This is a genomic window from Methylomonas sp. LW13, assembly GCF_016865255.1.
Lineage (GTDB): Bacteria > Pseudomonadota > Gammaproteobacteria > Methylococcales > Methylomonadaceae > Methylomonas.
This window is the reverse complement of record NZ_CP033381.1, coordinates 1,439,155-1,465,084: the sequence shown is the minus strand read 5'-3', so window position 1 is coordinate 1,465,084 and position 25,930 is coordinate 1,439,155. Positions and strand designations below refer to the sequence as shown.

General features: G+C 50.5%; 23 protein-coding genes and 1 pseudogene. 14 read left to right on the top strand and 10 right to left on the bottom strand.

Annotated elements, in window-relative coordinates; genetic code table 11:
• Positions 1-4: 4 nt before the first annotated feature.
• Together JL719_RS06535 and JL719_RS06530 are read left to right on the top strand one after the other, a co-directional pair.
• Complete coding sequence (locus JL719_RS06535) at positions 5-1,378, top strand: HD-GYP domain-containing protein (RefSeq protein ID WP_051670203.1); 1,374 nt, start codon at positions 5-7, stop codon at positions 1,376-1,378.
• A gap of 236 nt (positions 1,379-1,614) precedes the next feature.
• Positions 1,615-1,953 carry a hypothetical protein gene (locus JL719_RS06530; protein WP_033157938.1) on the top strand — a complete coding sequence of 113 codons (339 nt, stop codon included), beginning with the start codon at positions 1,615-1,617 and terminating at the stop codon, positions 1,951-1,953.
• A 92-nt stretch (positions 1,954-2,045) separates the two neighbouring features.
• Here JL719_RS06530 and JL719_RS06525 read toward each other — a convergent pair whose 3' ends face one another.
• From JL719_RS06525 to JL719_RS06485, 10 genes are all read right to left on the bottom strand, one after another.
• Positions 2,046-2,348, bottom strand: coding sequence for an XRE family transcriptional regulator (locus JL719_RS06525; RefSeq protein WP_033157939.1), 303 nt, complete (start codon positions 2,346-2,348; stop codon positions 2,046-2,048).
• Positions 2,345-2,545: a type II toxin-antitoxin system RelE/ParE family toxin gene (locus JL719_RS06520; RefSeq protein ID WP_051670205.1), complete on the bottom strand. Its 201-nt coding sequence runs from the start codon at positions 2,543-2,545 to the stop codon at positions 2,345-2,347. Before JL719_RS06520 ends, JL719_RS06525 begins: the two co-directional genes overlap by 4 nt.
• Positions 2,546-2,554: 9 nt before the next feature.
• Positions 2,555-2,689 (bottom strand): hypothetical protein, encoded by a 135-nt coding sequence (locus tag JL719_RS24275; RefSeq protein ID WP_256438967.1) that lies wholly within the window; start codon positions 2,687-2,689, stop codon positions 2,555-2,557.
• A 415-nt stretch (positions 2,690-3,104) separates the two neighbouring features.
• Entirely contained in the window at positions 3,105-3,428 is a 324-nt protein-coding gene (locus JL719_RS06515; protein ID WP_033157940.1) for a hypothetical protein, read from the bottom strand.
• An 82-nt stretch (positions 3,429-3,510) separates the two neighbouring features.
• A complete protein-coding gene (locus JL719_RS06510) occupies positions 3,511-5,829 on the bottom strand; it encodes a heavy metal translocating P-type ATPase (protein ID WP_051670207.1) in 2,319 nt (772 codons plus the stop codon).
• Positions 5,830-5,832: 3 nt separating this feature from the next.
• Positions 5,833-9,015: an efflux RND transporter permease subunit gene (locus JL719_RS06505; protein WP_051670209.1), complete on the bottom strand. Its 3,183-nt coding sequence runs from the start codon at positions 9,013-9,015 to the stop codon at positions 5,833-5,835.
• A gap of 15 nt (positions 9,016-9,030) precedes the next feature.
• The gene (locus tag JL719_RS06500) at positions 9,031-10,305 is read right to left on the bottom strand and encodes an efflux RND transporter periplasmic adaptor subunit (protein ID WP_033157941.1); all 1,275 of its coding nucleotides are present in this window, start codon (positions 10,303-10,305) and stop codon (positions 9,031-9,033) included.
• Complete coding sequence (locus tag JL719_RS06495; RefSeq protein ID WP_033157942.1) at positions 10,302-11,663, bottom strand: TolC family protein; 1,362 nt, start codon at positions 11,661-11,663, stop codon at positions 10,302-10,304. Before JL719_RS06495 ends, JL719_RS06500 begins: the two co-directional genes overlap by 4 nt.
• 90 nt (positions 11,664-11,753) lie before the next feature.
• Complete coding sequence (locus tag JL719_RS06490) at positions 11,754-12,209, bottom strand: hypothetical protein (RefSeq protein ID WP_033157943.1); 456 nt, start codon at positions 12,207-12,209, stop codon at positions 11,754-11,756.
• Positions 12,210-12,452: 243 nt separating this feature from the next.
• A complete protein-coding gene (locus JL719_RS06485) occupies positions 12,453-12,614 on the bottom strand; it encodes a hypothetical protein (RefSeq protein WP_165385927.1) in 162 nt (53 codons plus the stop codon).
• Positions 12,615-13,165: 551 nt separating this feature from the next.
• Here JL719_RS06485 and JL719_RS06480 point away from each other — a divergent pair.
• From JL719_RS06480 to JL719_RS06420, 12 genes and pseudogenes are all read left to right on the top strand, one after another.
• Positions 13,166-14,473 (top strand): TolC family protein, encoded by a 1,308-nt coding sequence (locus tag JL719_RS06480; RefSeq protein ID WP_051670211.1) that lies wholly within the window; start codon positions 13,166-13,168, stop codon positions 14,471-14,473.
• On the top strand, positions 14,466-15,923 hold the full coding sequence (locus tag JL719_RS06475) for an efflux RND transporter periplasmic adaptor subunit (RefSeq protein ID WP_051670212.1): 1,458 nt from the start codon (positions 14,466-14,468) through the stop codon (positions 15,921-15,923). The genes JL719_RS06480 and JL719_RS06475 overlap by 8 nt, the downstream gene beginning before the upstream one ends.
• 2 nt (positions 15,924-15,925) lie before the next feature.
• A complete protein-coding gene (locus JL719_RS06470) occupies positions 15,926-19,042 on the top strand; it encodes an efflux RND transporter permease subunit (protein ID WP_026601807.1) in 3,117 nt (1,038 codons plus the stop codon).
• 158 nt (positions 19,043-19,200) lie between these two features.
• Positions 19,201-19,554 (top strand): hypothetical protein, encoded by a 354-nt coding sequence (locus JL719_RS06465; protein ID WP_026601808.1) that lies wholly within the window; start codon positions 19,201-19,203, stop codon positions 19,552-19,554.
• 151 nt (positions 19,555-19,705) lie between these two features.
• Positions 19,706-20,862 (top strand): IS3 family transposase gene (locus tag JL719_RS06455; protein WP_373276517.1). Its coding sequence is split into 2 segments (ribosomal slippage): positions 19,706-19,976 and positions 19,976-20,862, totalling 1,158 coding nucleotides; the frame shifts between segments, so codons are not numbered across the junction.
• 32 nt (positions 20,863-20,894) lie between these two features.
• Positions 20,895-21,092, top strand: a pseudogene (locus JL719_RS06450) (DUF1348 family protein); the annotation flags it as partial.
• A gap of 216 nt (positions 21,093-21,308) precedes the next feature.
• Positions 21,309-21,590 (top strand): type IV conjugative transfer system protein TraL, encoded by a 282-nt coding sequence (gene traL, locus JL719_RS06445; protein WP_033157999.1) that lies wholly within the window; start codon positions 21,309-21,311, stop codon positions 21,588-21,590.
• Positions 21,587-22,198 carry a TraE/TraK family type IV conjugative transfer system protein gene (locus JL719_RS06440; protein ID WP_026601812.1) on the top strand — a complete coding sequence of 204 codons (612 nt, stop codon included), beginning with the start codon at positions 21,587-21,589 and terminating at the stop codon, positions 22,196-22,198. Before traL ends, JL719_RS06440 begins: the two co-directional genes overlap by 4 nt.
• The gene (locus JL719_RS06435; protein WP_026601813.1) at positions 22,195-23,157 is read left to right on the top strand and encodes a type-F conjugative transfer system secretin TraK; all 963 of its coding nucleotides are present in this window, start codon (positions 22,195-22,197) and stop codon (positions 23,155-23,157) included. Before JL719_RS06440 ends, JL719_RS06435 begins: the two co-directional genes overlap by 4 nt.
• Positions 23,157-24,536, top strand: a complete 1,380-nt coding sequence (locus JL719_RS06430; protein WP_026601814.1) for a TraB/VirB10 family protein — start codon at positions 23,157-23,159, stop codon at positions 24,534-24,536. The genes JL719_RS06435 and JL719_RS06430 overlap by 1 nt, the downstream gene beginning before the upstream one ends.
• Before the next feature lie 29 nt (positions 24,537-24,565).
• Positions 24,566-25,372 (top strand): DsbC family protein, encoded by an 807-nt coding sequence (locus tag JL719_RS06425; protein WP_026601815.1) that lies wholly within the window; start codon positions 24,566-24,568, stop codon positions 25,370-25,372.
• Positions 25,369-25,893: a TraV family lipoprotein gene (locus JL719_RS06420; protein ID WP_026601816.1), complete on the top strand. Its 525-nt coding sequence runs from the start codon at positions 25,369-25,371 to the stop codon at positions 25,891-25,893. The genes JL719_RS06425 and JL719_RS06420 overlap by 4 nt, the downstream gene beginning before the upstream one ends.
• Positions 25,894-25,930: the final 37 nt, after the last annotated feature.

The following is a 25,930-nucleotide window of genomic DNA, read 5'->3' as shown; positions in this document are numbered from 1 at the left end:
CACGATGAAAACCGAGCAATCACGCCGCCATCGGCCTAAAAAAGCGAAATCGCCACAAGCGATGTCCACCAATCGTTTTATCCACCGAAAAATTCTGACCCGATTGTTTTTAGGCTGGTTGTTCCTGAGTGTAACGGTAGGCGGTTCCATTTTATGGCTGGAGATCAAGAGAGCCGAGCAATCAGTTCATGTCCTTGCGCTGAAGGAATCAGCGATATTCAGCGGGGCATCGGCCCATAATCTGGAACAACTCGATGGCCAATCAACCGAACATCTGAGGCAGTTGGCTGAACAACTGGTTAGCCAGCATTTTCTGATTGTCGAATTGTATGATGGCAACAAACAATTAAAACTCGAAGCCGTTCGCCAAGGACAGGAATTGGTCGAGCAGTTTATCGATCAATATCGCCATCAATTTCCAAAGGCCGACGAGTTTACTCATGACCTCCATTTTATTCATGGACAGTTGTGGTTAGTCACGCTGGTTCCGCTACGTGGCGATCAAGATTCGCCGATGGGTTATTTCGAAGGGGTTTATCAGGTTGATCCGGAAACGTTTGCCACGTTGAAGCAAAACCTAATCCGTATGCTGGCCTTCGTGACGCTAGGCATTTTCGTTACCAGCCTTTTGATGTATCCGATTGTCCTGACCCTCAATCGGGGCGTCATTAGGCTTTCCGGCGAACTATTGCAAGGCAATCTTGAACTGATGAATGTACTGGGTTGTGCCATCGCAGAGCGTGATTCGGAAACCAACCATCATAACTATCGGGTAACTTATTACGCGCTTCGACTTGGCGAAGCGATCGGACTGCCTGAAGAAAATATGCGCGATCTAATTGCCGGAGCTTTTTTGCATGATGTCGGCAAGATCGGCATCCGCGATCCGATTTTACTGAAACCGGAAAAACTGACAGCGGATGAATTCGAGGTTATGAAAACGCATGTGGCATTAGGCGTGGAAATTCTAAATAAATCGCACTGGTTAACCGGTGCGCGGGATGTCGTGGAGTTTCATCATGAGAAATATGACGGCAGCGGATACATTCAAGGTCTAAAAGGGGAGGCCATTCCACTGAACGCACGAATATTTGCTATCGGGGATGTGTTTGACGCGCTGACCTCGCAACGTCCATACAAGGAAGCCTGGACCTTAGTCGATGCTATTTCCAATCTCGTAAAAGAGGGCGGCAGCCACTTTGACCCTCAACTGGTAACGATTTTTGCCAAGATTGCCCCGCGTCTTCATCAAGAGGTGAATGATTTAGACGAATCTCAACTGGAGGCAATGCTACAACGCCTCGTTGGCGAACACTTCTTGAATACAGCGTTTAAGGCTCGAAAGGCAAGGTATGACGTTGCTCGCAGATCGGCGTAAGAGTTGACCCAATACGGTGCATTAGCACCTTTGCTTGCACCAGTATTACGCAATTAGCCACGAGAGTATGTAAAAGACGAGTTTAACTCCTTGATTTTAAGGATGGCACTATTTGTGCTTGAAAAATAAAGATTTATAGATTGGATTGATGTTATTTTTCATTTATTCATCACTCCACGAACTATAAAAACAGGCCAAAATTAACGATTAATAACAACTAAATCTGGAGAAAATCTATGAAAACAAAATTATTGATTACTTTACTGTTGGGTACCGGCCTCTTGGTCGCATGCAGCGAGATGAACCCTCACCCAATGGATATGACCCAAGCTGTACAAAGCGCAACGACCAAAGCTGATCACGAAGCATTGGCCAAACATTACGAAGAAGCCGCAAAAGAACTACAGCTAAAAGTGGAAGAGCACAAAAAACTGCTTAGCCAATATCAAGCGAAAAGCTATCTTTACGGCAAGCAAGCCGACACCTTGGTAAGTCACTGCCGAGTGTTGATCAATGCCTATGAAAAGGCGGCTGAAGCCAATTTAAGTATGGCGGCAATGCATCGTCAGATGTAAACAGTAAGTCTTTTCGTCAAAATCGACGCACATTAACCTAGGCAAGATGGGCTAAGGTAACGCGGCCCATCTTATTCGGTAAACCTCCCAACTCAAGCGGGTTCCAGCTCTATTTTTACCTTTTTCCCGAGAGCGGCGGCGGCGCTCACTAAGGTTGTAAGGGTTAAACTGGTATCCTCTTCATCCAGTAACCTATTCAGCGATGCTCTGCTGGTGTGCATTTTTTTTGCCATTGCTGTTTTGCTCAGCTTAAGCGAAGACATGCCTTCTGAAATTTGCCAGGCAATAATCCGTTTGGTTGCAACGGCGGTTACGTCTTCGAGAATTGCTTCATCGCTGAGAAAATCGTCAAAGCTGCTGCCGATATGAGGATTCTCTTCGTGTTGACTGTTCATTTCTTCCCCCGTAATGCTTTCAATCGTTGTTTTGCCAGATCAAGCTCTGGCTTCGGTGTTTTTTGATTTTTCTTGATAAAACCATGCAACAAAATCATCGTTTGGTTGACGATGACAAACAGAACTCGCGCTATCCGATTATCCAGCTTAGTTCTGACTTCCCAAATATCGCCTTCAAGGTGATCGACTAAAGGCATGCCGAGAGGCTAACCGAATTGCACCGTTTTAATATCTTCGCCAATCGTTTTTCTATCTTGAGCCGATAACGCTTTCAACCATTCTCTAACCGGTTCGCTGCCGGTTTCAGTTGCAAAAAATCTAACAGAAAGGATTGGATTCATTCGCGTAGCGTATCAATATTGGTACGCATAAGCAAGTCGCTCTATATCCGATAGGACAACCGTTTGTAAATCACGGCTGATTGATAGTTGTCGGATTTTTCAATATTTGTGTCATTAGTTTTTCACTAATTTGGCACACTTTTCATTTTTTATGTCACCTGTTGGGTGACACAAAAGGTGAAAAACGGTCGATTGATTTTGAAGTGATTTTTCATTATTTGTGTCACGCAGTACACCCACTTGTGACACAAATAATGAAATGTTCCGGATTTTGTGCCACAAATATTGAAAAATTTCCTGTCTAAGAATCTGGAAACAGTGGTTAGATTTCGGACGACAAGTTTCCAAGTATTTATCCGAAATCTATAGGTTTGACAGTTCAAGAACGGACACAGCAGAGCGCGAAGTGCTATAACTAATGATCCGCTTCTCGCAACATTTCTGCCATGTCTCGGTTTGCAGTGACGGCCTGCTGGTAAAGATCAATCACTTCTTGGCTGTGCGCTTTAAGATCATTTGCGTGTCTACCATAAACGTAACGCTGCGACTCAAATTGGCTGAGATATTCTTTATGTTCCTCAATCTTGGTCTGTAATTCGTTGGCCTCGTCTTCGAAGTGTTTGGCTAATGCCTCATGCTGTATAGCCAGGTCAGTATCCATGGCGTGAGGCTCCATGAAGCTACAAGCAGATAATATGGATTCAGCTAAAACTAAAACAATCAGTGATTTTAATGTCATGGTTATCTCCAAAGGTATCTTGAAATGGTGATGTCTAGGTGCTTTGACGATGTTAAAGCGCCCTTTATTGAATTCAGGCCACTTAAAAGGCCGTATTTTTGGGGTGAAGTAATCTCAATCCGTTGGCTACAACCAATAGGGAAGCGCCCATGTCGGCTGCTATGGCTTCCCATAAGGTCGCCACACCGGCAAAGGCCAAAACGGCGAACGCGGCCTTGATCGTCAGCGCAAAAGCAATATTCTGTCGAATAATTGCCAGTGTTCTTCTGGAATGCCCAATCAGCCAAGGCAGCTTGGAAAGGTCATCACCCATCAGGGCAATATCGGCTATTTCGATGGCCGCAGCCGACCCTAACACCCCCATGGCAATCCCCAGATTGGCCCGTCCCAGCGCCGGGGCGTCGTTAACGCCATCACCGATCATCGCTACCTGTCCGTATTTCTCGACCATTTGACTGACGATCTCCACTTTATCGGCCGGCAATAATTCGGCGTGTACCTCATCGATGCCAATTTGGGTCGCTATGTTAGTGGCCGTCACCCGATTGTCACCGGTCAACATGACCAGATGTTTGATGCCCGTCTGTCTCAGCGCTTGCAAAATCGATCTGATGTCGGCGCGAGGCTGATCGGCAACGGCAATGAGGCCGCAAATATGCCGATCATTGCCAATGGCAATCACGGTTTGCCCCGTTTGTTCAAGGGCAATCGCTTTTTCACTGATTTCCGGTATTTCCTGACTACGTTCCAATAAATAGCGACGCGATCCCAGCCAGTAATTAGTGCCATTAAATAGCCCGGTTACCCCCTTACCCGGCAGAACCGTCACGTTGTCGGCACTGGCAACACGGATGCTCCGATTTTCCACGTATTGTAAAATGGCTTTCGCCAGCGGATGATTGCTGCGAGCTTCCAATGCGGCAGCGCGACTTAACAGCTCTTCTTCGCTATGCCCATTAAGCGGATAAACGCCCGTCACTACTGGCTCACCGCTAGTCAGCGTACCGGTTTTATCAAACGCAAAGGCCTGAATAGTGGCAGGTGCTTCGATATATGTGCCGCCTTTAATCAAAATGCCTTGCCGAGCGGCACAGGCCAATGCTGCGACAATACTGACAGGTGTAGAAATGACTAATGCACATGGACAGGCGATGACTAGCAAGACCAACGCGTGATAAAACCATTCATTCCAAGACCTTTCAAAAAACAATGGTGGAATGATGCTCATCGCCAACGCCACCACCATCACAGCCGGGGTATAAACACGCGCGAACTTCTCCACCCATTGCTCGATTTCGGCTCGCTTACTATGGGCTTCACCGACCAGACGGGTAATCTGTGCCAGTGTGGTATCCGAAACCAGCTTGGTAGAGCGAATTTCCAACGTTCCTTCGCCGTTGATACTGCCGGCAAATATTTCATCGCCCTCTTGCTTGGCAACCGGCATGCTTTCTCCGGTAATCGGCGCCTGATTGACTGCGCTGTAACCTGAAATTACGTTGCCATCCAGGGGAATCTTATCGCCGGGCGCTAATATGAAGCGGGTACCTATATTCACTTCTGAGGCGGGCACTACATGTTCCTGTCCGGATTCATCCTTGACCGTCACCGTCGAAGGGGCTAAATCCAGCAACGCTTCTACCGCGTGACGGGCACGGCCAATACTCCAGCTTTCAATCGCGAGGGACAGGGCAAACAAAAAGCTCACGGTGGCTGCTTCAAACCACTCATCAATGAACATGGCACCGATGACGGCAATCGTCATCAACAAATTCATATCGGCACGTAGGCGTTTCAAGGCATAAAAGGCTTTCACAATCACATGCCGAGCACCGCAAGCAACGGCCAGACCAAAGGCTATTTTTTCAGGCAGCGGCATCGCCTGCTGAGCGTGTGCATTCAATAAGCTTCGCAGATAGTCAGCGACCACATCCCATCGCAATATTCCGTTTTCCTGCAAGCTGAAAACGGTTTGCAGATTGACTAAGCCTTCGGCCATGATGACATGAATCATCATGCCAGCCAGGACAAACAAACCGCTGAGCACGGTATATACGGTCTTCGAGCGATGCAGTTGTTTGACATCAACATCGGCTTGACCGGCTCGCCAGCGAGTTGCCTTCATACCCGTTGCAGCAACGGCTTTGATGATGGTTTTTTCAGTCACAGGTGCGGCATCAGACAACAGCGTCATGCGCCCGTTTAATACGTCAAAAGCCAACTTGTCACTGCCGCCCACTAACGGCCCTATCGCGCTTTTTAACGTGGCCACTTCTTCAGCACAATCCAAACCCTCGATTTTGAACGTGGTACCAGAGGAAGGTAGCGGCGTCGGCTGGTGGCCATCCGGTTTTTCGCCAGGACAGCAACAGGATTTTTCTGATTGATTGCACGAACTCATTTTTCAATCCTCATTAAAAGCTACCCGTGTATGTGTTGACATCGCTGTTCCGGCCAATTCATCCTTGCGATGCGCAAGACAATAAAGAATCGGTAATACCAGCAACGTCAGCATTGTTGATGACAGGATGCCCCCAATGACTACGGTGGCTAGCGGACGCTGAACCTCGGCACCGGTGCCGGTGGCAATAGCCATCGGTATAAAGCCAAACGACGCCACCAATGCTGTCATCAATACAGGACGCAAGCGTGTCAGAGCACCCTGTACAATTGCCTTATCCAGCGACATGCCTTCATCGCGCAGGCTGCGGATAAAGGCAATCATCACCAGACCATTCAACACAGCGACCCCAGACAAGGCGATAAATCCCACCGCCGCCGAAATCGACATCGGAATATCGCGCAACCAGAGGGCAACCAAACCACCGGTCAATGCAAACGGAATGCCGCTAAAAACCAACAGCCCGTCCTTGGCATTTCCAAACATCATGAACAACAAGGTAAAAACCAATATCAAGGATATTGGCACCACAAGTTCCAGGCGCTGTGTGGCTGATTGCAGTTGCTCGAACTGTCCACCCCAAGTAGTCCAGTAACCTGGCGGTATCTTGATTTGTTGATTAAGGTGTCCCTGTGCATCGGCTACGAACGAGCCGATGTCACGGCTACGCACGTTGGCGCTGACCACGATCCGACGCTTGCCGTTTTCACGGCTGATCTGATTGGGTCCTGGCGCTAACTCCAGTTTGGCAACTTCGGCCAGTGGAATATAAGTCGTTCGTCCGTCAATGCCTTGACCGAGTGGCAAAGCAATCGGCAAACGCTTAATAGCTTCAATATCACTACGTAAATGCTCTGGTAGGCGAACGATGATGTCGAAACGGCGGTCGCCTTGAAACACCATACCGGCCTCTTTTCCGCCAATCGCAATAGCCACGACATCCTGCACATCCCCCACATTCAAGCCATAGCGTGCAGTTTTTTCCCGGTCAATATTGACCGTCAACACAGGCAAGCCCGTCGTTTGCTCGACTTTCACCTCGGAGGCGCCGGGAATGTTGGTCATGACCGACGCAATTTTTGTGGCCGTGTTATTCAACACATTCATATCATCCCCAAACACCTTGACCGCAACATCGCTACGTACGCCTGAAATCAGCTCGTTTACGCGTAGTTGTATGGGCTGAGAAAATTCGTACAGGTTACCAGGGTGTTTTTTGACTTCCGCCTGTATTGCCGCTAGCAGTTCGTCCCTTGGTTTTCTGGGTTCAGGCCACTGCTCTTCAGGCTTGAGCATGATATACCCATCCGAGATATTCGGCGGCATCGGGTCGGAAGCGATCTCGGCTGTGCCGGTTCGTGAAAACACGCGCTCGATTTCCGGGAACTGCTGCATCAAGGTTTCTTCGATATGCTGCTGCATGGCGACGGATTGCGACAGACTGGTGCCGGGCGTGCGTGCCACGCCAATCGAGAAATCGCCTTCATTCAAGCTAGGTACAAATTCACTGCCCATCCGTGTACCTAAAAGGCCAGACAAAATCACCGCAACAGTCGCAAAAGTTAAAACCACGGGTTTGTTGGTCATCACTTTATCCAGTGCTGGCGCATAACAGCGTTTGGCTGTTTGCATGAGTACATTTTCGTTTTCGGTAACTTTATCGCCGATGAAAAGCGCCACTGCGGCCGGAATAAACGTTATCGACAGTATCATGGCGCCGACCAATGCAATCACCACCGTGAAAGCCATCGGATGGAACATCTTGCCTTCCACGCCTGTCAGCGCAAAAATCGGCAAATACACCACAATGATGATCAATTGGCCGAACAATAACGCTCGACGGGATTCTTTGGACGCTACAAATACCTCATGAAAGCGTTCTTGCTGGGTCAATGCCCGACCACGTTCAGCCTGGGCATGGGCAAGCCGTCGCGCACAGTTCTCGACTATGACGACAGCACCATCAATGATGATCCCAAAGTCGAGCGCACCCAGACTCATCAAGTTGGCGCTCACCTGATAGGTCACCATGCCGGTAAACGTGAATAGCATGGACAACGGTATGACCATTGCGGTGATGATGGCCGCACGGATGTTGCCAAGGAACATGAACAGAATCGTGATGACCAGAATAGCGCCTTCAATTAAGTTCTTTTTGACCGTGTCGATGGCTTTATCGACCAATACCGTCCGGTCATAGACAGTCACGGCCTGCACCCCTTCGGGCAGCGTGCGGTTGATTTCCGCCATTTTTTTATCCACCGCTTGCGAGACGGCTCGGCTGTTCTGACCGATCAACATAAAGACTGTACCCAGCACGACCTCACGGCCGTTTTCGGTGGCGGCTCCAGTGCGCAATTCTCGGCCAATCTCGACTTCGCCAACATCACGAATACGGATAGGCACGCCCTGCACATTACTGAGAATGATGTTACCAATATCCTCCATCGAACTAACCTGACCCGGCACACGGATCAAATACTGTTCGCCGTGCTTCTCAATGTAACCGGCACCGACATTGTTGTTGTTGCGATCCAAGGCAGTCACAATGTCCTGTAAAGCCAGACCGTAGGATGCGAGTTTTTCCGGAATCGGTGCAACCTGATATTGCTTGGCGTAACCGCCAATGGAATTGATTTCGGTAACCCCCGGTACATTGCGCAATTGCGGTTTGATGATCCAGTCCTGGATTTCACGCAAATCAGTTGCGGTATAAGTGGTGCCGTCTGGCTTTCTGGCATCGTCTTTAGCTTCGACAGTCCAGAGGTAAATCTCCCCTAAACCTGTGGCTATGGGACCCATCGCCGGTGTAACGCCGGGAGGCAGTCTATCCTTGGCTTGCTGGATGCGCTGATTGACCAGTTGCCTTGCGAAATAGATGTCGGTACCGTCTTTGAAAATCACCGTGATCTGAGACAGACCATAGCGCGATAAAGATCGCGTCTGCTCCAAATTAGGCAGGCCCGCCATGACCGTCTCCATGGGATAGGTAATGCGCTGCTCGGTTTCCAATGGTGAATAACCGGGCGCCGTAGTATTGATCTGCACCTGAACATTGGTAATGTCCGGCACAGCATCGATGGGGAGTTTTTGAAAGTTGTAGACACCCAGCGCGGCCATGCCGAATATGCACAGCATGATCAACCAGCGATGGTCTATGGCGATACGAATGATACGTTCGAACATGTCAATTTCTCCGTATCAATCCGAATCTTCGGCGTTCTTTTTACTGAGCTCTGCCTTGACGATGAAACTGCCATTGACCGCGTACTCAGCGCCCGGTTTGAGTCCGGACACAATCTCGGTAACTTTGCCATCGGTTAATCCGGTTGTCACCGGTTGAGCAATAAAACCACCGGGGACACGAGCAAGAATCGTCGACTTGTCGTTAACCGTTTGGATTGCCTCGGTCGATACAGCGACTGGCACTTCGGTTTCTTTGGCTACCAAGCCAACCGTGATGAACAAGCCCGGTCGCCAGACCATGTCAGGGTTATCGAGTGTTACGCGTGCCGTGGCGGTTCGGGTTTGCTCGCCCATCAGTGAGCCGACGTAGGACACGGCACCTGAGGCGGTAGAGTCGAGCGCAGTCGCTTTGATCGAGACCTTGGCACCGACGCGAACCAGATTGAGATCGTTTGCGGATACGATGATGTCGGCCCAAACGGTCGATAAGTCAGAAATGGTAAAGATGCTGGTATCTTCCTTGACGGCTTCGCCCAAGGCGATATGCTTTTCGACCACCATGCCGTCGAACGGCGCCCGAATTTCATAGCGGTTGAGTGGGCCGTCACTGGCTGATACCGTCGGACTTGCGCCAAGTGCTATCAATTTCTGCTGGGCATTTTGAACGGCGATTTCCATTTCCCGCATCGCCTGCTGGGCTTGCAGGTAATCCTGCTCCGCAGAGATTTTCGCCTCCCACAAGTGCTTTTCACGAGCAAAGGTGTTACGGGCTAATTCCAGCCGTTTTTGTGCCGACAATAACTCACTGCGCTGTTCGGACAGTGCGGTACTGGCAATCACCGCGATAACCTGCCCCTTTTTGACTTGTTGCCCCAAGTTGGCGGAAACATGCTCGACCACCCCGGCAAGGCGCGGTACGACATGCGATGTCTTGTCTTCATTGAAGCGAATTTCACCAGGAAGGGTTGTCAGGCTTTTGATATGGGCTGCACCTGCGGTCTGAATTGAAATACCTGTTTCGGCGATTTGCTGATCGGTCAGTGCTACAAATTCGCCTTCGTGCAACACCTCCCCACCACCCGAATCTTGAGTCTGCTTTGTTTCGTTGGAAAGCTCGCGATTATCATCGCCTTGGGCAATCTGCGCTTTAGCTTCCGCGTGGCTTTCTTCGACCTGTTCGTCAGCTTCCGATTTCGTCTTATCAATGCCCAGAATGAGTATGCTGAGCACTATCCCCAGGAGAATAATGGAAGCAATAGCGATAAGTTGTTTCTTGGTGATGTTATTCATGGGGATACCTCTGGCTGGCTATTTGCCAATGTCTCGTTCATGCCGCTGCCGACCAGGCGTTCCACGTTGGCCACGGACTTGTGATATTCGGCCAAGGCCAGTAAATACTGATTTTTAGCGCCAAACAGCGTGCGTTGCGCATCGAGCACGTCCAGAAAACCGAATTTACCCATACGATAACCTTCGTAAGCGGCGTCATAAGCACTTTGGGCACCGGGCAAAATGTCTTGCTGCAAGGTCATGACTTCGGAATGGGCGGCATCTAAAGTTTGATAGGCTGTGTTCAGTGCCGTGGCAATGCGTATCTCGACACCCCGATATTCTTCTTCCGCTTTGGTCAAACGATGCTCGGCTTCTTGAATACGGCCTTGATTGCGGTCAAATACCGGCAATGGCACCGAAAAACCAACGACTAAAGCGTAATCACCCGGCATCAGATATTTACTGGCACCTACAGTCGCGGTGACATCTGGAATGGCTTTGGATTTTTCCATCGTGATGAGTGCCTGACGTTGGGTGATTTCGGTGGCCCAACGGGCTAAATCCGGATTTTTGGAGAGGCGTTGCACCAATGAGTCCAGAGAAGCCAGTGCCTGGATGTTTTCCAAATTACCGCTCACCGCCTCAAAACGCGGTGTCGTACTGCCCCAGCCAGCGGCTAAACGCTTGCGGGCGGCATCCAGTTCTTTCTGGGCTCGCATCAGCTCAATTTGCACCGAAGCGCGAGCAACTTTGGCCTTGGTTTCCTCAACGGGCGATACCTTGCCTGCCTGTACTCGCGCCGAGGTCGTTACAGTCGTCTGAGTGGCCAATTCATGAATTTGCTGTGTTAGCGCCAAGCGCTGTTGAGCTGCCAGCACATCCACAAAGGCCTGCGTGACTTGGGTGAGTACATCTGCCCGCTTGGTTTCGTAATCCCAATCGGCTAATTGTTTGGTTAGCGATGCCGCTTCCATGCGGGCGATGCGCTTACCGCCCAATTCGATCAATTGACTGAGTTCCAAGGTGACGACATCGCCATCGAAACCCGTGATTACTTTATTACCAAAGTTCGACGCATTGGCATTGAAGGTGGGATTGGGGAACAACCCGGCTTGGAGGGTGGCTGCTTCCTGTGCGCGGCTCTCCCAGGAAAAGGCGGAGAGTTCGGGGTTTTGGGTTAGCGCTAAAGCCAAGACTTGAGACAAAACCAGGGAGCCGGTCGGTTCCTCAACGGTTTGCCGACTGGAACCGTTTGCACCCTGATCGCCTGATTGAGCCGGCAATGGCGTGTTGTCTGCTGGACTCGCATCGACCGAGCCGGCAGTGATCAATAAACACAGTGCAACGCCAAGTGGCCGCACATAATTTGAGAACATGGAAAATTTCTCCGTAGCATAGAAGTAACGTCAGCACAGACACAGGTGAACCTGCGCCTTTGGCTGGTGAGTTGCGGCTAGGAGAGGTGGCTAAATCAGTAAAACGGTGCTGCGCAGCGCAAGCAGTCGGGAATCGGTAAACGGGGGGGCGAAAAATGCCGGCTGCCGAATGATGACTCTGGCATAAACAACCAAGAGTGAGATCAGGAAAAATACCGGCAGAAGACCAATATCAGGCGCTATTTTTGATAAATTCGTCAATTGTAGGGGAATATGATCATCACCATCGATAGGGATGTCAGTGCAAGGCGACGAGCAGGGATCACCGTCATCGCTCGTAAGAGCATTGGTCTCATCGTTGAAACGAGTGACAGAATTTATACTAGCGAATTGGTCATTTCCAGTCTTCTCTACAGCAATATGACCATCAGCACCAAAACATAGCACAAAGGCCGACACATCTCGATGGCCCAGGCCAAAATGACCAAGCACCGCGAGTATCAGCACAATAGAGAGCCAAATTTTAGAGTGTCGCAAAGCATTCATTTTTTAAAGCTACACCAAATGAATCTAAATGACAATGACTTAACTGTTTTTTAGTATTTCTTGGTTTTGAGACCTAACAGGCTGTTGAAGAACGTATGTATATTTCACGCTGAGGCAGAATTTTCAGAGGCGATGTAAACAATGATGAATTCGAATTCGTTGAAAATTACAGTCAATACAAGGGCAGACTCGCAAGCGGCATTGGCTACAAGCCGTTTCATTCATCGAAAAATTCTGACTCGTTTATGTCTTGGATGACTTTTTCTTAGTGTGACAATCGGCGGCACTGTCTTGTTTGCCCAGTATGTTTTGGCGGGTGCCTGAGAATTTGGCGATGCGTTGGAAGAACGTTAGAAACCCTATCAGATGGTGACCAATCAGATATTGAAAAAAGCCAATAGGCATGCTAGCGTAATGACCTTAGTTTTTTTGGATAAAGTTTTTGTTGTCAACGCTTCGTGCTCATCGCCATAGTCATTACCGGTCTATTTTGATTTTGGTAATGATGGTCAGCTGGCTATTCATGCTGGTGACGTCGACGTGCGCCATGCCTATGCCGGTTCAGCTTCCTGCTGTTGATGCGATGCCGGTCGGCTGTTCAGAGTCCATGCATCACTCTGAGCAAACAAAACACTTTTCCTCGCAAGCTCAGGACTGCGTTCTTAAATCCTGCCCAGACTCTCAACCCAATCCGACTTTCAATATCAAAATCGATAAACCGGAAATCCCGTTGTTTATTGCATGTCTGGTATGGTTAATCGGCTGTTTGTTTAGCTACCGCCCACCTCAACTGATATTCAATCGGATAAGGCCGCCTATTGGCAAGCCGATTCCGTTGTTTTATCGTTTTTGCACACTCCTGAATTAGTCATTTCTCCCAGGTAACCCTCGCCTTGTTGGCGTGATAGAGCTTCATGCTTTGGCGTGAGCCTGTGTTTCCTTGTTTGGAGAAAATGATGTACCCCTTGTTATACCCCTCGCCCCTTGATCGGGTGTCTTGGCCCTATTGGGCGCTCGGTTGTTATCTGATGATTTTCATCAGCATAGTCCATGCCGACGAAACGATTTTATCCATTGAACAGGCCGTTCAACTAGCTCAGGCGGGCAATCCCGGTCTTGCTGAAATTAAAGCGCGCGCTGAGGCACTGGCGGCTATTCCTTCGCAGGAAGGTGCACTTCCAGACCCAACGCTTAATTTCGATACACTGAATGTCCCAACCAGTAGCTTCAGTCTTCACAAGGAAGACATGACCATGATGGATGTCGGCGTCAGTCAGACAATTCCCTTTCCGGGTAAGTTGGCCTTGAAGGAACAAGCGGCGGAACAGGAAGCCCTGGCCGCTGCCGATTCGGTAGATGTCGCCCGTTTGCGTCTGGTTCGTGATGTCAAACAGGCCTGGTGGCGCTTGTTTTATTACGATAGGGCCATCAATGTCATTGCCGAAAGCGAACAATTTTTTCAGCAACTGATCGATACCGCCCAATCCCGCTACAAAGCGGGTCAGGGGCAACAGCAGGATGTGCTGCTGGCCCAATTGGAACTCTCGAAACTCAAGGATGAAAAAATCGAGCTGATCAGCATGCGCCACAGTACCGGTATTCAGCTCAACACATTGCTTAGCCGCAACTCCGATACCTTGATAAAACTACCTGACCAAGCCGAGATCAAAACCCCGGTCTTGGTGGTTGCGGATTTGCAAACACAAGCCATGGAACATAGCCCGCTGTTTGAGCAGCATCGCAAAATGCTCGGTGCCGCCAAGACCCGCATTGAAATCGCCGAAAAGGATTTCTATCCCGATCTGACTCTGGGTGCGGGTTATGCAGTCAGGCAAAACACGCCGTCCGGCGAATCGCGTAGCGATTTTGCCAGTGTCAAACTCAGTATCAATTTGCCAATCTATGCCGAGCAAAAACAGGCCAAGGCGGTCGATCAACGCAATAGTGAATTATTGCAGGAGCAGTACGCCTTGCAGGACGAGCACAACAAAGTCCATGGTGAAATTGCTGCCAATACCGCCCAATACCTGCATGCAAAACAGCGGTTAGCGTTATTCGAGCATGAAATCATTCCTCAAGCGCAGCAGACTGTCAGCTCTTTGATGGCCGGGTATCCCGTCGGCAAAGCTGACTTCAGTAACTTGCTCCGCACCCAGCTGAGCTTGTTTCAGTATCAAAGCCAATATTGGAAATCATTGGTCGAAACCCAGCAATTGCTGGCGGAATTATCGAATTTAATTGGCGAGGAACTGACTCATGACTAAGCAAGCCATTCTGGTCAGTATATTGACCATGATCATCGGAATCGCCGGCGGCTTTTGGCTGGCGAATAAGCCGCAATCCATGGAAAAGACTGTGTCGGTCGCAGAGCATAAACCACGGTTTTATCGGCATCCGATGAATCCAAAAGTGACGTCTTCGACACCAGCAAAGGATGAAATGGGCATGGATTATCTACCCGTGTATGCCGATGAACTTTCGCCGACATCCCAACCGAACAAAGGGCGCATTCTGTATTACCGCCACCCCATGGGGGCCGCAGACACATCGCCGGTACCGAAAAAGGACGAAATGGGCATGGATTATCTGCCGGTTTACGAAGGCGAGGTAACGAGTTCTAAACTCTTGACGATCAGCCCCGAAAAAATCCAAAAGCTCGGCGTCAAAACCGAGAAAGTTCAATATCGGGATTTAGTGCGTTCTATCCGTGCGCCGGGCAGTATTCAAGTTGATGAGCGTCGGTTACATGTCATCAATGCCAAATTCGAGGGCTGGATACAACGGTTGCTAGTTAATAGCACGGGACAAGCTGTCAAACGCGGTCAGCCATTATTGGAAGTCTACAGTCCTGATCTACTCACGGCTCAACAGGAATATCTGATCGCCAAACAAGGCGAGGCGTCATTGCAACAGGCCAGTCCACAGGCGCTAGCCACCGCGCAACAACTCACCCGTAATGCCTTAAAGCGGCTGAATTATTGGGATATAGGCCAGGCACAATTGCAACGTTTGCAAGAGCAGGATCGCGTGATCGAAACCCTGTCGTTGCAATCGCCTGTCAATGGCGTCGTGATGGAGAAGCCAGCAGTAGACGGGATGCGTTTTATGCCGGGCGAAATATTGTTCCAGATTGCCGACTTGAGTCGGGTGTGGCTGATTGTCGATGTGTTCGAGCCCGATTTAGAGTGGGTCAAAATGGGTCAAGCGGTCGTCGTCGCTTTCAAAGCTTACCCCGATAAATCTTTTCAAGGGCAAGTGGGTTTTGTCTATCCCACGCTGAATACCGACACGCGCACCGTCAAAGTTAGAGTGGACATGGACAACGCGCAAGGTTTTCTGAGGCCTGGTCTATATGGTAGCGTTGAATTATTGACTTCCCAGCAACAGCACCGCGAGTTAAGTGTACCCGATTCGGCCATCCTCGATAGCGGTACACGGCAAGTGGTTCTGGTGCAAGAGGATGAAGGCCGGTTTGAACCGCGTCCGGTGAAAATTGGCCATCAGACGGGGGGATTCAGCGAAGTACTTGAGGGTTTGCAGGATGGCGACAACGTAGTCACCCGCGCTAATTTCTTGATCGATGCCGAAAGCAATTTGAAAGCGGCGCTGGATAGTATGCGCAGCGTGGATCAGATGCCAGAATCCGAAGCTACTCAGCCGGACACTCAGGCTATGCCGAGACATGATCACAATCAACATGCAGTGGAGAACTAGCCATGTTGGAACGTATGATTGCATGGTCGTTGAAGAACGTGTTTCTGGTTCTGATCACGACGTTATTTTTAATCTGTGGCGGCATTTATGCTCTGATCAAGATTCCGCTTGATGCCCTACCTGATCTGTCCGATGCCCAAGTCATTGTCTACACGGAATTCCCTGGCCAAGCACCTCAGGTGGTCGAGGATCAAGTCACTTATCCACTGACCACCGCGATGCTGAGTGTGCCGCGATCCAAGGTGGTTCGTGGTTTCTCATTTTTCGGTGCATCCTTTGTGTACGTGATCTTTGAGGATGGTACTGATATTTATTGGGCCCGCTCCAGGGTGCTCGAATATTTAAATTTTGCGGCCGGACGGTTGCCACGTGGTGTTACGCCGCAGTTAGGGCCAGATGCCACCGGCGTGGGCTGGGTGTATCAATATGCGTTGTTGGGCAAGGATTACTCCCTGGCAGAACTGCGTACCCTGCAAGACTGGTTTGTGCGCTATCAGTTGACCAAGGCACAGGGAATTGCCGAAGTCGCCAGCGTCGGTGGGTTCGTCCAGCAATATCAAGTGACGGTCGATCCGCATAAACTCCAGGCTTATGGTATCCCGCTTAAAACAGTGACTGAAGCAATTGCCAATGGCAACCGCGACGTGGGTGGGCGGGCGATTGAAATGACCGAAACTGAATATATGGTGCGCGGTCGTGGTTATTTGCATGGCATCCACGATCTGGAACGCTTGGTATTAAAAGTCGCCAATGGTACGCCCGTTTTAGTGCGCGACGTGGCCAGAGTTGAATTGGTACCCGATGAACGTCGCGGTATTACCGAACTGAATGGCGAGGGCGAAGTGGTGTCCGGCATCGCCATCGCTCGCTACGGTCAAAATGCGCTGGAAGTGATTGATAACTTGAAACTGCGGTTAAAGGAAATTACCGCAGGTCTGCCAGCGGGTGTCAGCATAAAAGCGGTGTATGACCGTGCTGATTTGATCCAACGAGCGATCGAGAATTTACGCCATACGCTATTGGAAGAGAGTGTGGTGGTCGCCGTTATTTGTGCGGCATTTCTGTTGCATCTGCGTAGTGCGCTGGTGGCCATCGTCATGCTGCCAGTTGGTGTCCTGATCGCTTTTATCGTCATGTATTTATTGAAGATGAACTCCAATATTATGAGCTTGGGGGGCATCGCCATTGCGATTGGCGCAATGGTCGATGCCGCCATCGTGATGATTGAAAACGTGCATAAGCACCTGGAGCACGATGCCGGAAAATTGCCCAGGCACACGATTGTGTTGAATGCCTGCCGAGAAGTCGGGCCGCCATTATTTTTCAGTTTGCTGATCATCACCGTATCCTTCTTACCGGTGTTCACGCTGGAAGCCCAAGAGGGACGACTATTTCAGCCATTGGCATACACCAAAACCTTTGCCATGGCCGGCGCGGCCTTGCTGTCGGTGACGCTGGTGCCGGTGCTGATATTGTTGTTTGTGCGTGGTCATATCCGACCCGAGCAAGATAACCCTGTCAACCGGGTATTGCTGTGGCTGTATCGCCCGGTGATTACCTGGGTGATGCGTTTTAAGAAAACCACGGTATTGCTGGCGTTGCTGGTCATGGCTGCGAGTATTTACCCTGCCATGCAATTGGGTGGCGAATTCATGCCGACCTTAAACGAAGGCACGTTGTTATTTATGCCGCAGACCTTGCCTGGCTTGTCGGTGACCAAAACGGCCGAATTACTGCAAACTCAGGACCGCATCATCAAAACCTTCCCTGAAGTCGAATCGGTATTCGGCAAAGCCGGGCGTGCCGCCACGGCAACCGACCCGGCTCCTTTGGAAATGTCCGAGACTGTGGTCAATCTCAAGCCGGAATCACAATGGCGTCCCAGTATGACCATCGACAAATTGATTGCGGAAATGGATCAGGCCCTGCAAATTCCCGGTGTTAGCAATGCCTGGACCATGCCGATCAAAAATCGCATCGACATGCTGGCCACCGGTATTCGCACTCCAGTTGGCGTCAAGTTATTCGGTAACGACCTGGCTGAAATGGAACGGTTGGCCCAGCAAATCGAACAAGTTATCAAGAACGTACCTGGCACGACCAGCGCGTATGCCGAGCGCATTACCGGTGGTTATTACTTGAATATCGATCCCGACTATGAAGCCTTGGCTCGCTATGGGTTGATGGTTGGCGATATTCAAAATCTAATTTCAACCGCCATCGGCGGCGAGATGGTGACGACTATGGTCGAAGGCCGCGAGCGCTTCGGCGTGATCGTGCGTTATCCGCGCGAACTCAGGAACAGTCCTAGTGCCATAGGCAATCACTTACTGGTAACGACTGCTGACGGTGCCATGATTCCTTTATCGTCGGTGGCACATCTGAGCTTATCCAAAGGGCCGCCGGGTATTCGTACCGAAAACTCGCTGCTCTCGGCTTATATCTTCGTCGATTTGCGGGATCGCGATATTGCCGGTTATGTTCATGATGCCAAACTGGCTGTTGAGAAAGCGGTAGCACTCCCTACCGGTTACTACATTACCTGGAGCGGGCAATTCGAGTATATGGAGCGGGCGATTGAGCGGTTGAAGATTGTCGTACCGTTGACCATGCTGATCATTTTTATACTGCTGTATCTGAATTTTGGGCGAATGACGGAAACCCTGATCGTTATGTTGTCGGTGCCGTTTGCGCTGGTGGGCGGCGTCTGGTTGCTGTGGGCGTTGAACTATAACGTTAGTGTGGCGGTTGGTGTGGGCTTTATCGCACTGGCTGGAGTGGCTGCGGAAACCGGCGTCATCATGCTGATCTACCTGGATCACGCCTACCAGGCCAAAATCGAAGAATGCCGGCAACACGGTCAGGATTTTACCCGGAATGAACTCTACACCAGTGTGGTCAGCGGTGCGGCAGAACGGCTACGACCAAAGATGATGACTGTAGCCGCCATCATGGCCGGTCTGTTACCCATCATGTGGAGCAACGGTACCGGATCAGAAGTCATGCGCCGCATTGCTGCCCCGATGGTGGGGGGCATGATCTCTTCGATGCTGCTGACGTTGATTGTAATTCCAGCGATTTATGCGCTGTTGAAAGGCCATTCATTGAAATCGCGATGAAGTTCAGCACAGTAAATTTTCTCATGTCACATTCACTTAACCAGGAGTTTTATGACAATAAGTACAGTCAAAATAATGCATTAAATAACAACCTTTTAACCAAACATGACGGTATTTTTAGTGCTGTCTGAAGAATTTCACCGAACTGGAGAAATCCCATGAAAACCATAACTAAATTGTTGGTCGTCACTTCTTTAACGTTGGGAGTTTTATCAGGTTGCCAACAAAATCCCCATCCCATGGATATGAGTGCAGCTATCCAAAGTGCGAAAACTAAGGATGACCATGAGTCTTTGGCGACTCATTTTGAGCAAAATGCAAAGGATGCCGAAGTCAAAGTGGAAGAACACAAAAAGCTTCTGCAACAGTACAAGCAGCACAGCTACCTGTACGGCAAGCAATCCGAGATGTTTTTCGAACATTGCCAATCGCTAATCAATTCCTACCAAAAAGCAGTTGATGCCAATACAGCGATGGCTAAAATGCATCATCAAATGGCAGGAGACAAATAAACAGTCTTGAAAATTAAAGGATTTGAGGCATGAAAATTTTATTTCTTGCCTTCAAATCGATGCATATTTCGGGACCAAATCATTTGCTTTTTGATGTGGTTACACTTTGCTGGACACACTTTTACAATGCCTAAAACTGAGTGTGGTCCAAATGAGCCGAGAAAAACCCAATACCTATACTGCTGAATTCCGAGCCTCAGCCGTTAAGCTGGCGAATGAATCAGACAAATCCGTTGCCCAGGTTGCCCTTGATCTAGGGATTAACGTGAATACCCTGCATACGTGGATTGGCAAATACAGTCGCCGCCAATCCCCCGATAACCCGGTCAGAACCGATGATCATCTTTATGACGAACTCAAGCGTCTCAAGAAAGAGGTGGCCCGACTGACCGAGGAGCGCGATTTGTTAAAAAAGGCCGCCGCGTACTTTGCCAAAGAGCAACGGTAAAGCACGCTTGGATTCAAAAGCATACGGCGGAATTCAGCGTCGCGGCAATGTGTCGGTTTTTGCAAGTGTCGCCCAGCGCCTATTACGCCTGGCAGCATCGCCGCCCCTCGCCACGGCAGCGAGAAGATGAACAACTGAGTAACCTGGTGCAGCAAGCCTTCGAAAAAAGCCGACGCAGTTATGGCACCCGACGGATCAAAATTGCCCTGTCCCATCAAGGTCAATCCGTGGGGCGACGGCGAATTGGTCACTTAATGAGAGAAGCCGGATTAACGTGTAAAACCAAGCGCCGATTTAAAGTCACCACCGATTCCGAGCACGACCTGCTGATTGCACCTAATCATTTGATTCGTCAGTTCGCCGTTGATCGAGCAAACAGAGTCTATACGGGTGATATTACCTATATCCATACTCAGGAAGGCTGGTTGTATTTGGCGGTGGTGATCGACTTGTTTTCCCGCCAGATCGTGGATTGGTCAATGGCCGAACATATGAAAACCCAGTTGGTCAACGATGCGCGCTTGATGGCCATTTGGAAACGTAAGCCCGACAAAGGCTTGCTATGGCATACCGACCGGGGTAGCCAATATGCCTCAGAAAGCCATCGGGCTTTGCTGAAACAACACGGCATTCGACAAAGCATGAGCCGAAAAGGGAATTGCTGGGATAACGCGGTTTCGGAGAGTTTCTTTCACACCCTAAAAACTGAACTGATTCACCAACAGACTTTCCAGACCCACGATCAGGCTAAACAAGCGGTGTTCGAATATATCGAAGTGTTTTACAACCGGGAGCGGTTACATTCCGCTAACGGCTACCTGTCACCGATTAATTACGAATTGCGGCATCAAGCCGCTTAACTATGTGTCCGGTTTAGTGTTGACACATCACTTACGAATGGCGCGACGATTCCGGCCAGTGGTTCCACAGATACGGCAACGAAAACTGGGAGTTCAACGCTCAGGGTTTCATGCAACGGCGCTTTGCCAGCATCAACGATTTGCCGATCAAGGAAGAGCCGCGTTTGTTTCACTGGCCGTTGGGCCGCCGTCCCGACGATCATGCCAGTTTGAGCGATTTGGGGTTGTAGATGGTCGATTGACGGTGCGGTTGAGCCATCTTCGGGAAACGTCTTGACAATATTAGCCCCGGAGAGGATTACATCCAATATCAAGCTAAAGGTCTTTAAAGTATAGAACTCTCAACCTGCCGTCAATTTTTACAGCTGATCGCAAATTCGTCATCAGCTGCAAACGACCTCCTTAAAATCCGCTTCACAATAATGACCATCCAACCGGAGGTCATTATGGAACCCGTTGCCATCCCCCAATCGATCGACGATCCGATCCACATTTTGCTGTGGAGCGCGGACGAGATCGTACCCTTCATGGTCAGCATGCTCACTGGCATGTTGATTGATCAGTTCATTCCGGGCATGGCGCTTGGCTTCATCGCAGTCAAACTTTACCGGCGCTTTCGGGACAACCGGCCTGATGGTTATACCTTGCATGCGCTGTATTGGCTGGGTCTGTTGCCCAATCGCTCCCGAACCATCCCCAATCCCTACATTCGCCGGTTCCTGCCATGAGATGGTCGGATTTTCTGCAAACCTGGGATGGACACGAGACCGAGAACCGGTTTAGCCGAGTCGTCGTCATTGGATTGCTCGTCGTTTGTGTGATTACCTCACTTGCCGCCTGGCGTACCGAGCGCAGCATCATTTTGGTGCCCCCTACGTTGACCCAGGAAGTTGAAGTAACGCGTAGTAGCGCCTCTAGTGAGTTCAAAGAGTCCTGGGGCTTGTACATGGCGGAATTGCTCGGCAACACCACACCAGCCAACGCCGATTTTCTAAAAGTGGCCATCGAGCCTTTGCTGGCACCGGATATTTATCGTAGCGTCCTGGATGCGATGACCGATCAAATCAAGGCCATCAAGATGGATCGGGTGGCAATCAGCTTCACGCCACGTCATGTCGATTATGAAGCCGAGACCAACAAAGTCTTCGTCAGCGGCGAGCTCAAAAGCCAAGGCCCCAGTTCCAAACCCGACATCAAACCCCGTACCTACGAATTCATCATCGCCGTCAAGAACTACCGGCCTCGACTGGAGTTCATCGATGTCTACCCTGATTCGCCCAGAACCTTAGATCGACTGAAAGCAATGCAAGGCCAAACCCGCGAGGCTCAACCATGAAACGATCATTACCGTCATTTTTGTTACTGCTGACCGTTAGCACTGCCTTATCTGCGGATGAATTACCCGTGACCGTTTTACCGCTGGTTACCACGGTAGCAGATCCTTTGCCGCCAGCAGGCGAGTCAGCTGGACAGCAAACGGATTTGGGCATCGAGCTTCCGCCGGTCGATGCCAGCGTATTGCAAACGGCCAAGCAACAGGCAGCAATTGCATCGACAACCTCCGTTGGTCCGCAACACATTCAAGTCAAACCCGGCATCAACGAACTGATGCCGATTGCCGTCGGCCATTTGAATCGCCTGGTCACCCCCTTCGAACATCCCGTAGTCACAACGACCAGCCAAGCGACCACTAGCACCAAAGGCAAAATCGTCTACGTCGCCACGGCCGACGAAACGCCGGTGACCTTATACATCACTCCTGGCGACAACCAGGACATCGCCTTGTCGCTGACCTTGATCCCCAAACGTATTCCGGCACGGGAAATCCATCTCAGCCTGGATAAAGACAGTTACAAGCTGTTGAGCAAACTGCAATCGCCCAGTACCTCTTCAGGCAAAACCAGCGATCAGGAACAAGCCTACATCGCCCAAATTAAAAAGCTATTCCGCGACCTGGGCCTGCAAAAGACACCGCCAGGCTTTTCCCTGCGCGATCCAAGCAAGGGCGAACATATTCAGTGCTTGCAAGACCTCGTTCAGATTAAAACTGGCCAGGTACTGGAAGGACACGACATGCTGATTCTGGTCGGTCTGGCGCGTAATACCGGCATGGAGCCCCTGGAGTTTGACGAGCGATCTTGTGCAACCACCAAAGACGAGGTGTTAGCTGTTGCCAGCTGGCCCAAAGTCGTACTGGGACAGAACGAATCCACCGAGCTCTATGTTGCGGTCAGACATACACCGGAAACATCATCGACGCTCAGACCGTCATTGCTCAATGGGAGTCAACCCTGATGGCCAGCATGGACAACTGGTGGTCACGTTTGAGTCCTACCGCCAAGCGCAATGTCGCGGTAGGCAGTATCGGCACCGTGCTATTGGCAACCATCATTGCTTTGGCCTCTGTTTCACCGGAAATCGCCAAGCCGACCAGTAAACAAGCGACGATTCAGCACATCCTGACCGACAGCGATCCTCGTTCACTAGGCATCGACGGCATTTCCTCCCAGCTTCGCGATCTGCTGCAAAAGAACGAAGAGCAAGGGCGGCGGTTAGCTGCGATTGAAGAACAACAAAAGCGCGAGCAGCAATCCGATGAACTGCGTTTCAAGCAATGGACTAGCGCCGAACGGGAAGCCTATGAAGCCAAACTCAAAGCCGTCAGCGGTGAAGTCGAGTCGTTGAAAAACAAATCCACAACAACGATACCACCTACTGATGATGCTGATACCAACAACGCCGCAACTGGCAACAATACGCCGTCACCTAATTATGCTGGCCGCCGTTACAACTCGACTAGACCCAATACCGCTCAAGAAGATCTGAACAGCGTCTTTGAACAGGCTGCGATTCCGTCACCGACGACTGGCAATGCCGGTATCTCGGGCGGACGAACCGGTGCCAATGCACAAACGCCTGTAGCGATGCAGATTCGGGTCATCAAGGAAGAAAAAGCGTCCACACCTACAACGGATGCTAAAGCCGCTGGCGAAAACGGTTCGGCAAATGCCACAGCACGCAGTGATGTCTTTATCCCTGCCGGCAGCGTCCTGACTGGCGTTTTATTAAACGGCCTGGATGCACCGACCGGCAAAAAAGCCAAGAAAGAACCGATGCCGGTGCTGTTCCGCATCAAGAAGGAAGCCATTCTGCCCAACCGCTTCCACGCCGATGTCCGCGAATGTTTTCTGCTCGCCGCCGGCTTTGGCGACTTGAGTGCCGAACGCGCCTATTTTCGTGGCGAGACCTTTTCCTGCGTGCGCCAGGACGGTGGCGTGATCGAGGTACCCATGAACGCCTATGCGACCGGCGAAGACGGGAAGAACGGTGTGCGCGGTCGCGTCGTTTCCAAACAAGGCGCCCTACTCGCGCAATCAATGATGGCCGGATTTTTAAGAGGCTTTTCCGATGCCTTCGGCCGTAACCAGATTCCGGTGCTGATGACCGGAGGACTGGGCAGCCTGGCAGGAAGCACACCGTTCCAAAGTGCCTTTTCCTCGCAATCAATGGAAGGCGGTGCCTTGAAAGGCGCTGGTTACGCGATGGAACGACTGTCGCATTTTTACATGGACATGGCGGAAGAGATTTACCCGGTCATCGAAGTCGACGCCACCCGCCAAGTCAATTTCATCGTGCAGAAAGGCACGGCATTGAAACTCAAAACTCCAAGCTGATTATTCAACCCATGATCCGGAACAATAATATGAATCTACGCCATACCAGCTTACTCCTATCATTGCTGATATTTGCTTCAGCCACCTTTGCCGACAATCCGCCAAAGGTAGCAGCCTCCGGCATTGCCGCCAGCTTACTGTCGATCAAAATCGACGGCATGCAGGATTTGCCAATCAGCGGATTGAAAATGGTCAAGACCGGCGCACAAACCGTGTTCATTTCCAGTAACGGTCGCTTTGCGCTTTACGGCGGCAAGCTGATGGATGTCTGGACCCAGCAGGAAATCAAGGATTTGCCTGACATCGACAAAATCGCCAATCGCATCGATCTGTCGCGGATGAAGCTGAATGTCGACGATCTGGGCCCGGTCACGGTCGGACATGGCAAGGAATCGGTCTTGGTGTTCATCGATCCACGTTGTCCGTATTGCGGCAAAGTCATGAAAGATCTGCAAGCCCTTAAAGACAAATACACCTTCAAGCTGGTGATGGTGCCGATCCTGGGTGCCGAATCGCAAAACATCGTCGTGCAACTGGCGTGTCAGTTGGGTTCACCAGATGCCAAAGCCAAAGACGCGGTGCGCGAACGGCTGTTGAAACAGGATTACGCCGGGTTACCGACCGAGCAGCCCAAGCAATGCAACAAAGAGCCGTTACAGAAAGCCATCGTTACCGCCAAGCTATTTGGCTTGCAAGGGGTGCCATTCCTGATTGCTCCAGATGGTCGCACGCATAGTGGCGCACCCGATATCTTGGCCGATTGGTTGGCCAACAAACCAAATGCCGTATCGGCCGCAACCGCTCCTGAACCTACGAAAATGGAGAAAAAGCCATGACACGTTATCGCCAAATTTCATTATTCATCATCTCCAGTTTGATGTGGGTACTTGTCACTGGCTGCGCAACCCAGTACGGCTGTAAAGGTATGCCGGATGAACCGCAGTGTTTATCGACCACACAGGCCTATCAAGTGACCAATCCCGGATTGCAAGAGGACGCCGGCCAGCAGGCTGGTCATTCGGAGTCACAAACCCCACCAGCGCCCAGCGTTCCCATGCAACAACCGGTGCCCAAAATCGAAGACCCCACGCCGATTCGTACCCCTTCGCAAGTCATGCGCATCTGGATCGCTCCTTGGGAAGATGCCGAAGGCGATCTGATGGTATCGAACTATGTCTACACCGAACTGGAACCAAGACGATGGATGATCGGCAAGTCGGCGCCGACCTTGAGTCCATCGCTCATTCCTCTGCAAGTCGAGCAAAGGCCTCCTGAAAAACATCAGGCATTGGATAACGATGATTTGGAATCGCGTGGTTTGCCATCCACGCTGAACAGCCCAGCCGCCAAAAACTAAATTCTTCACCGCCGTGACCTTCGGGATCGGCGAGTCT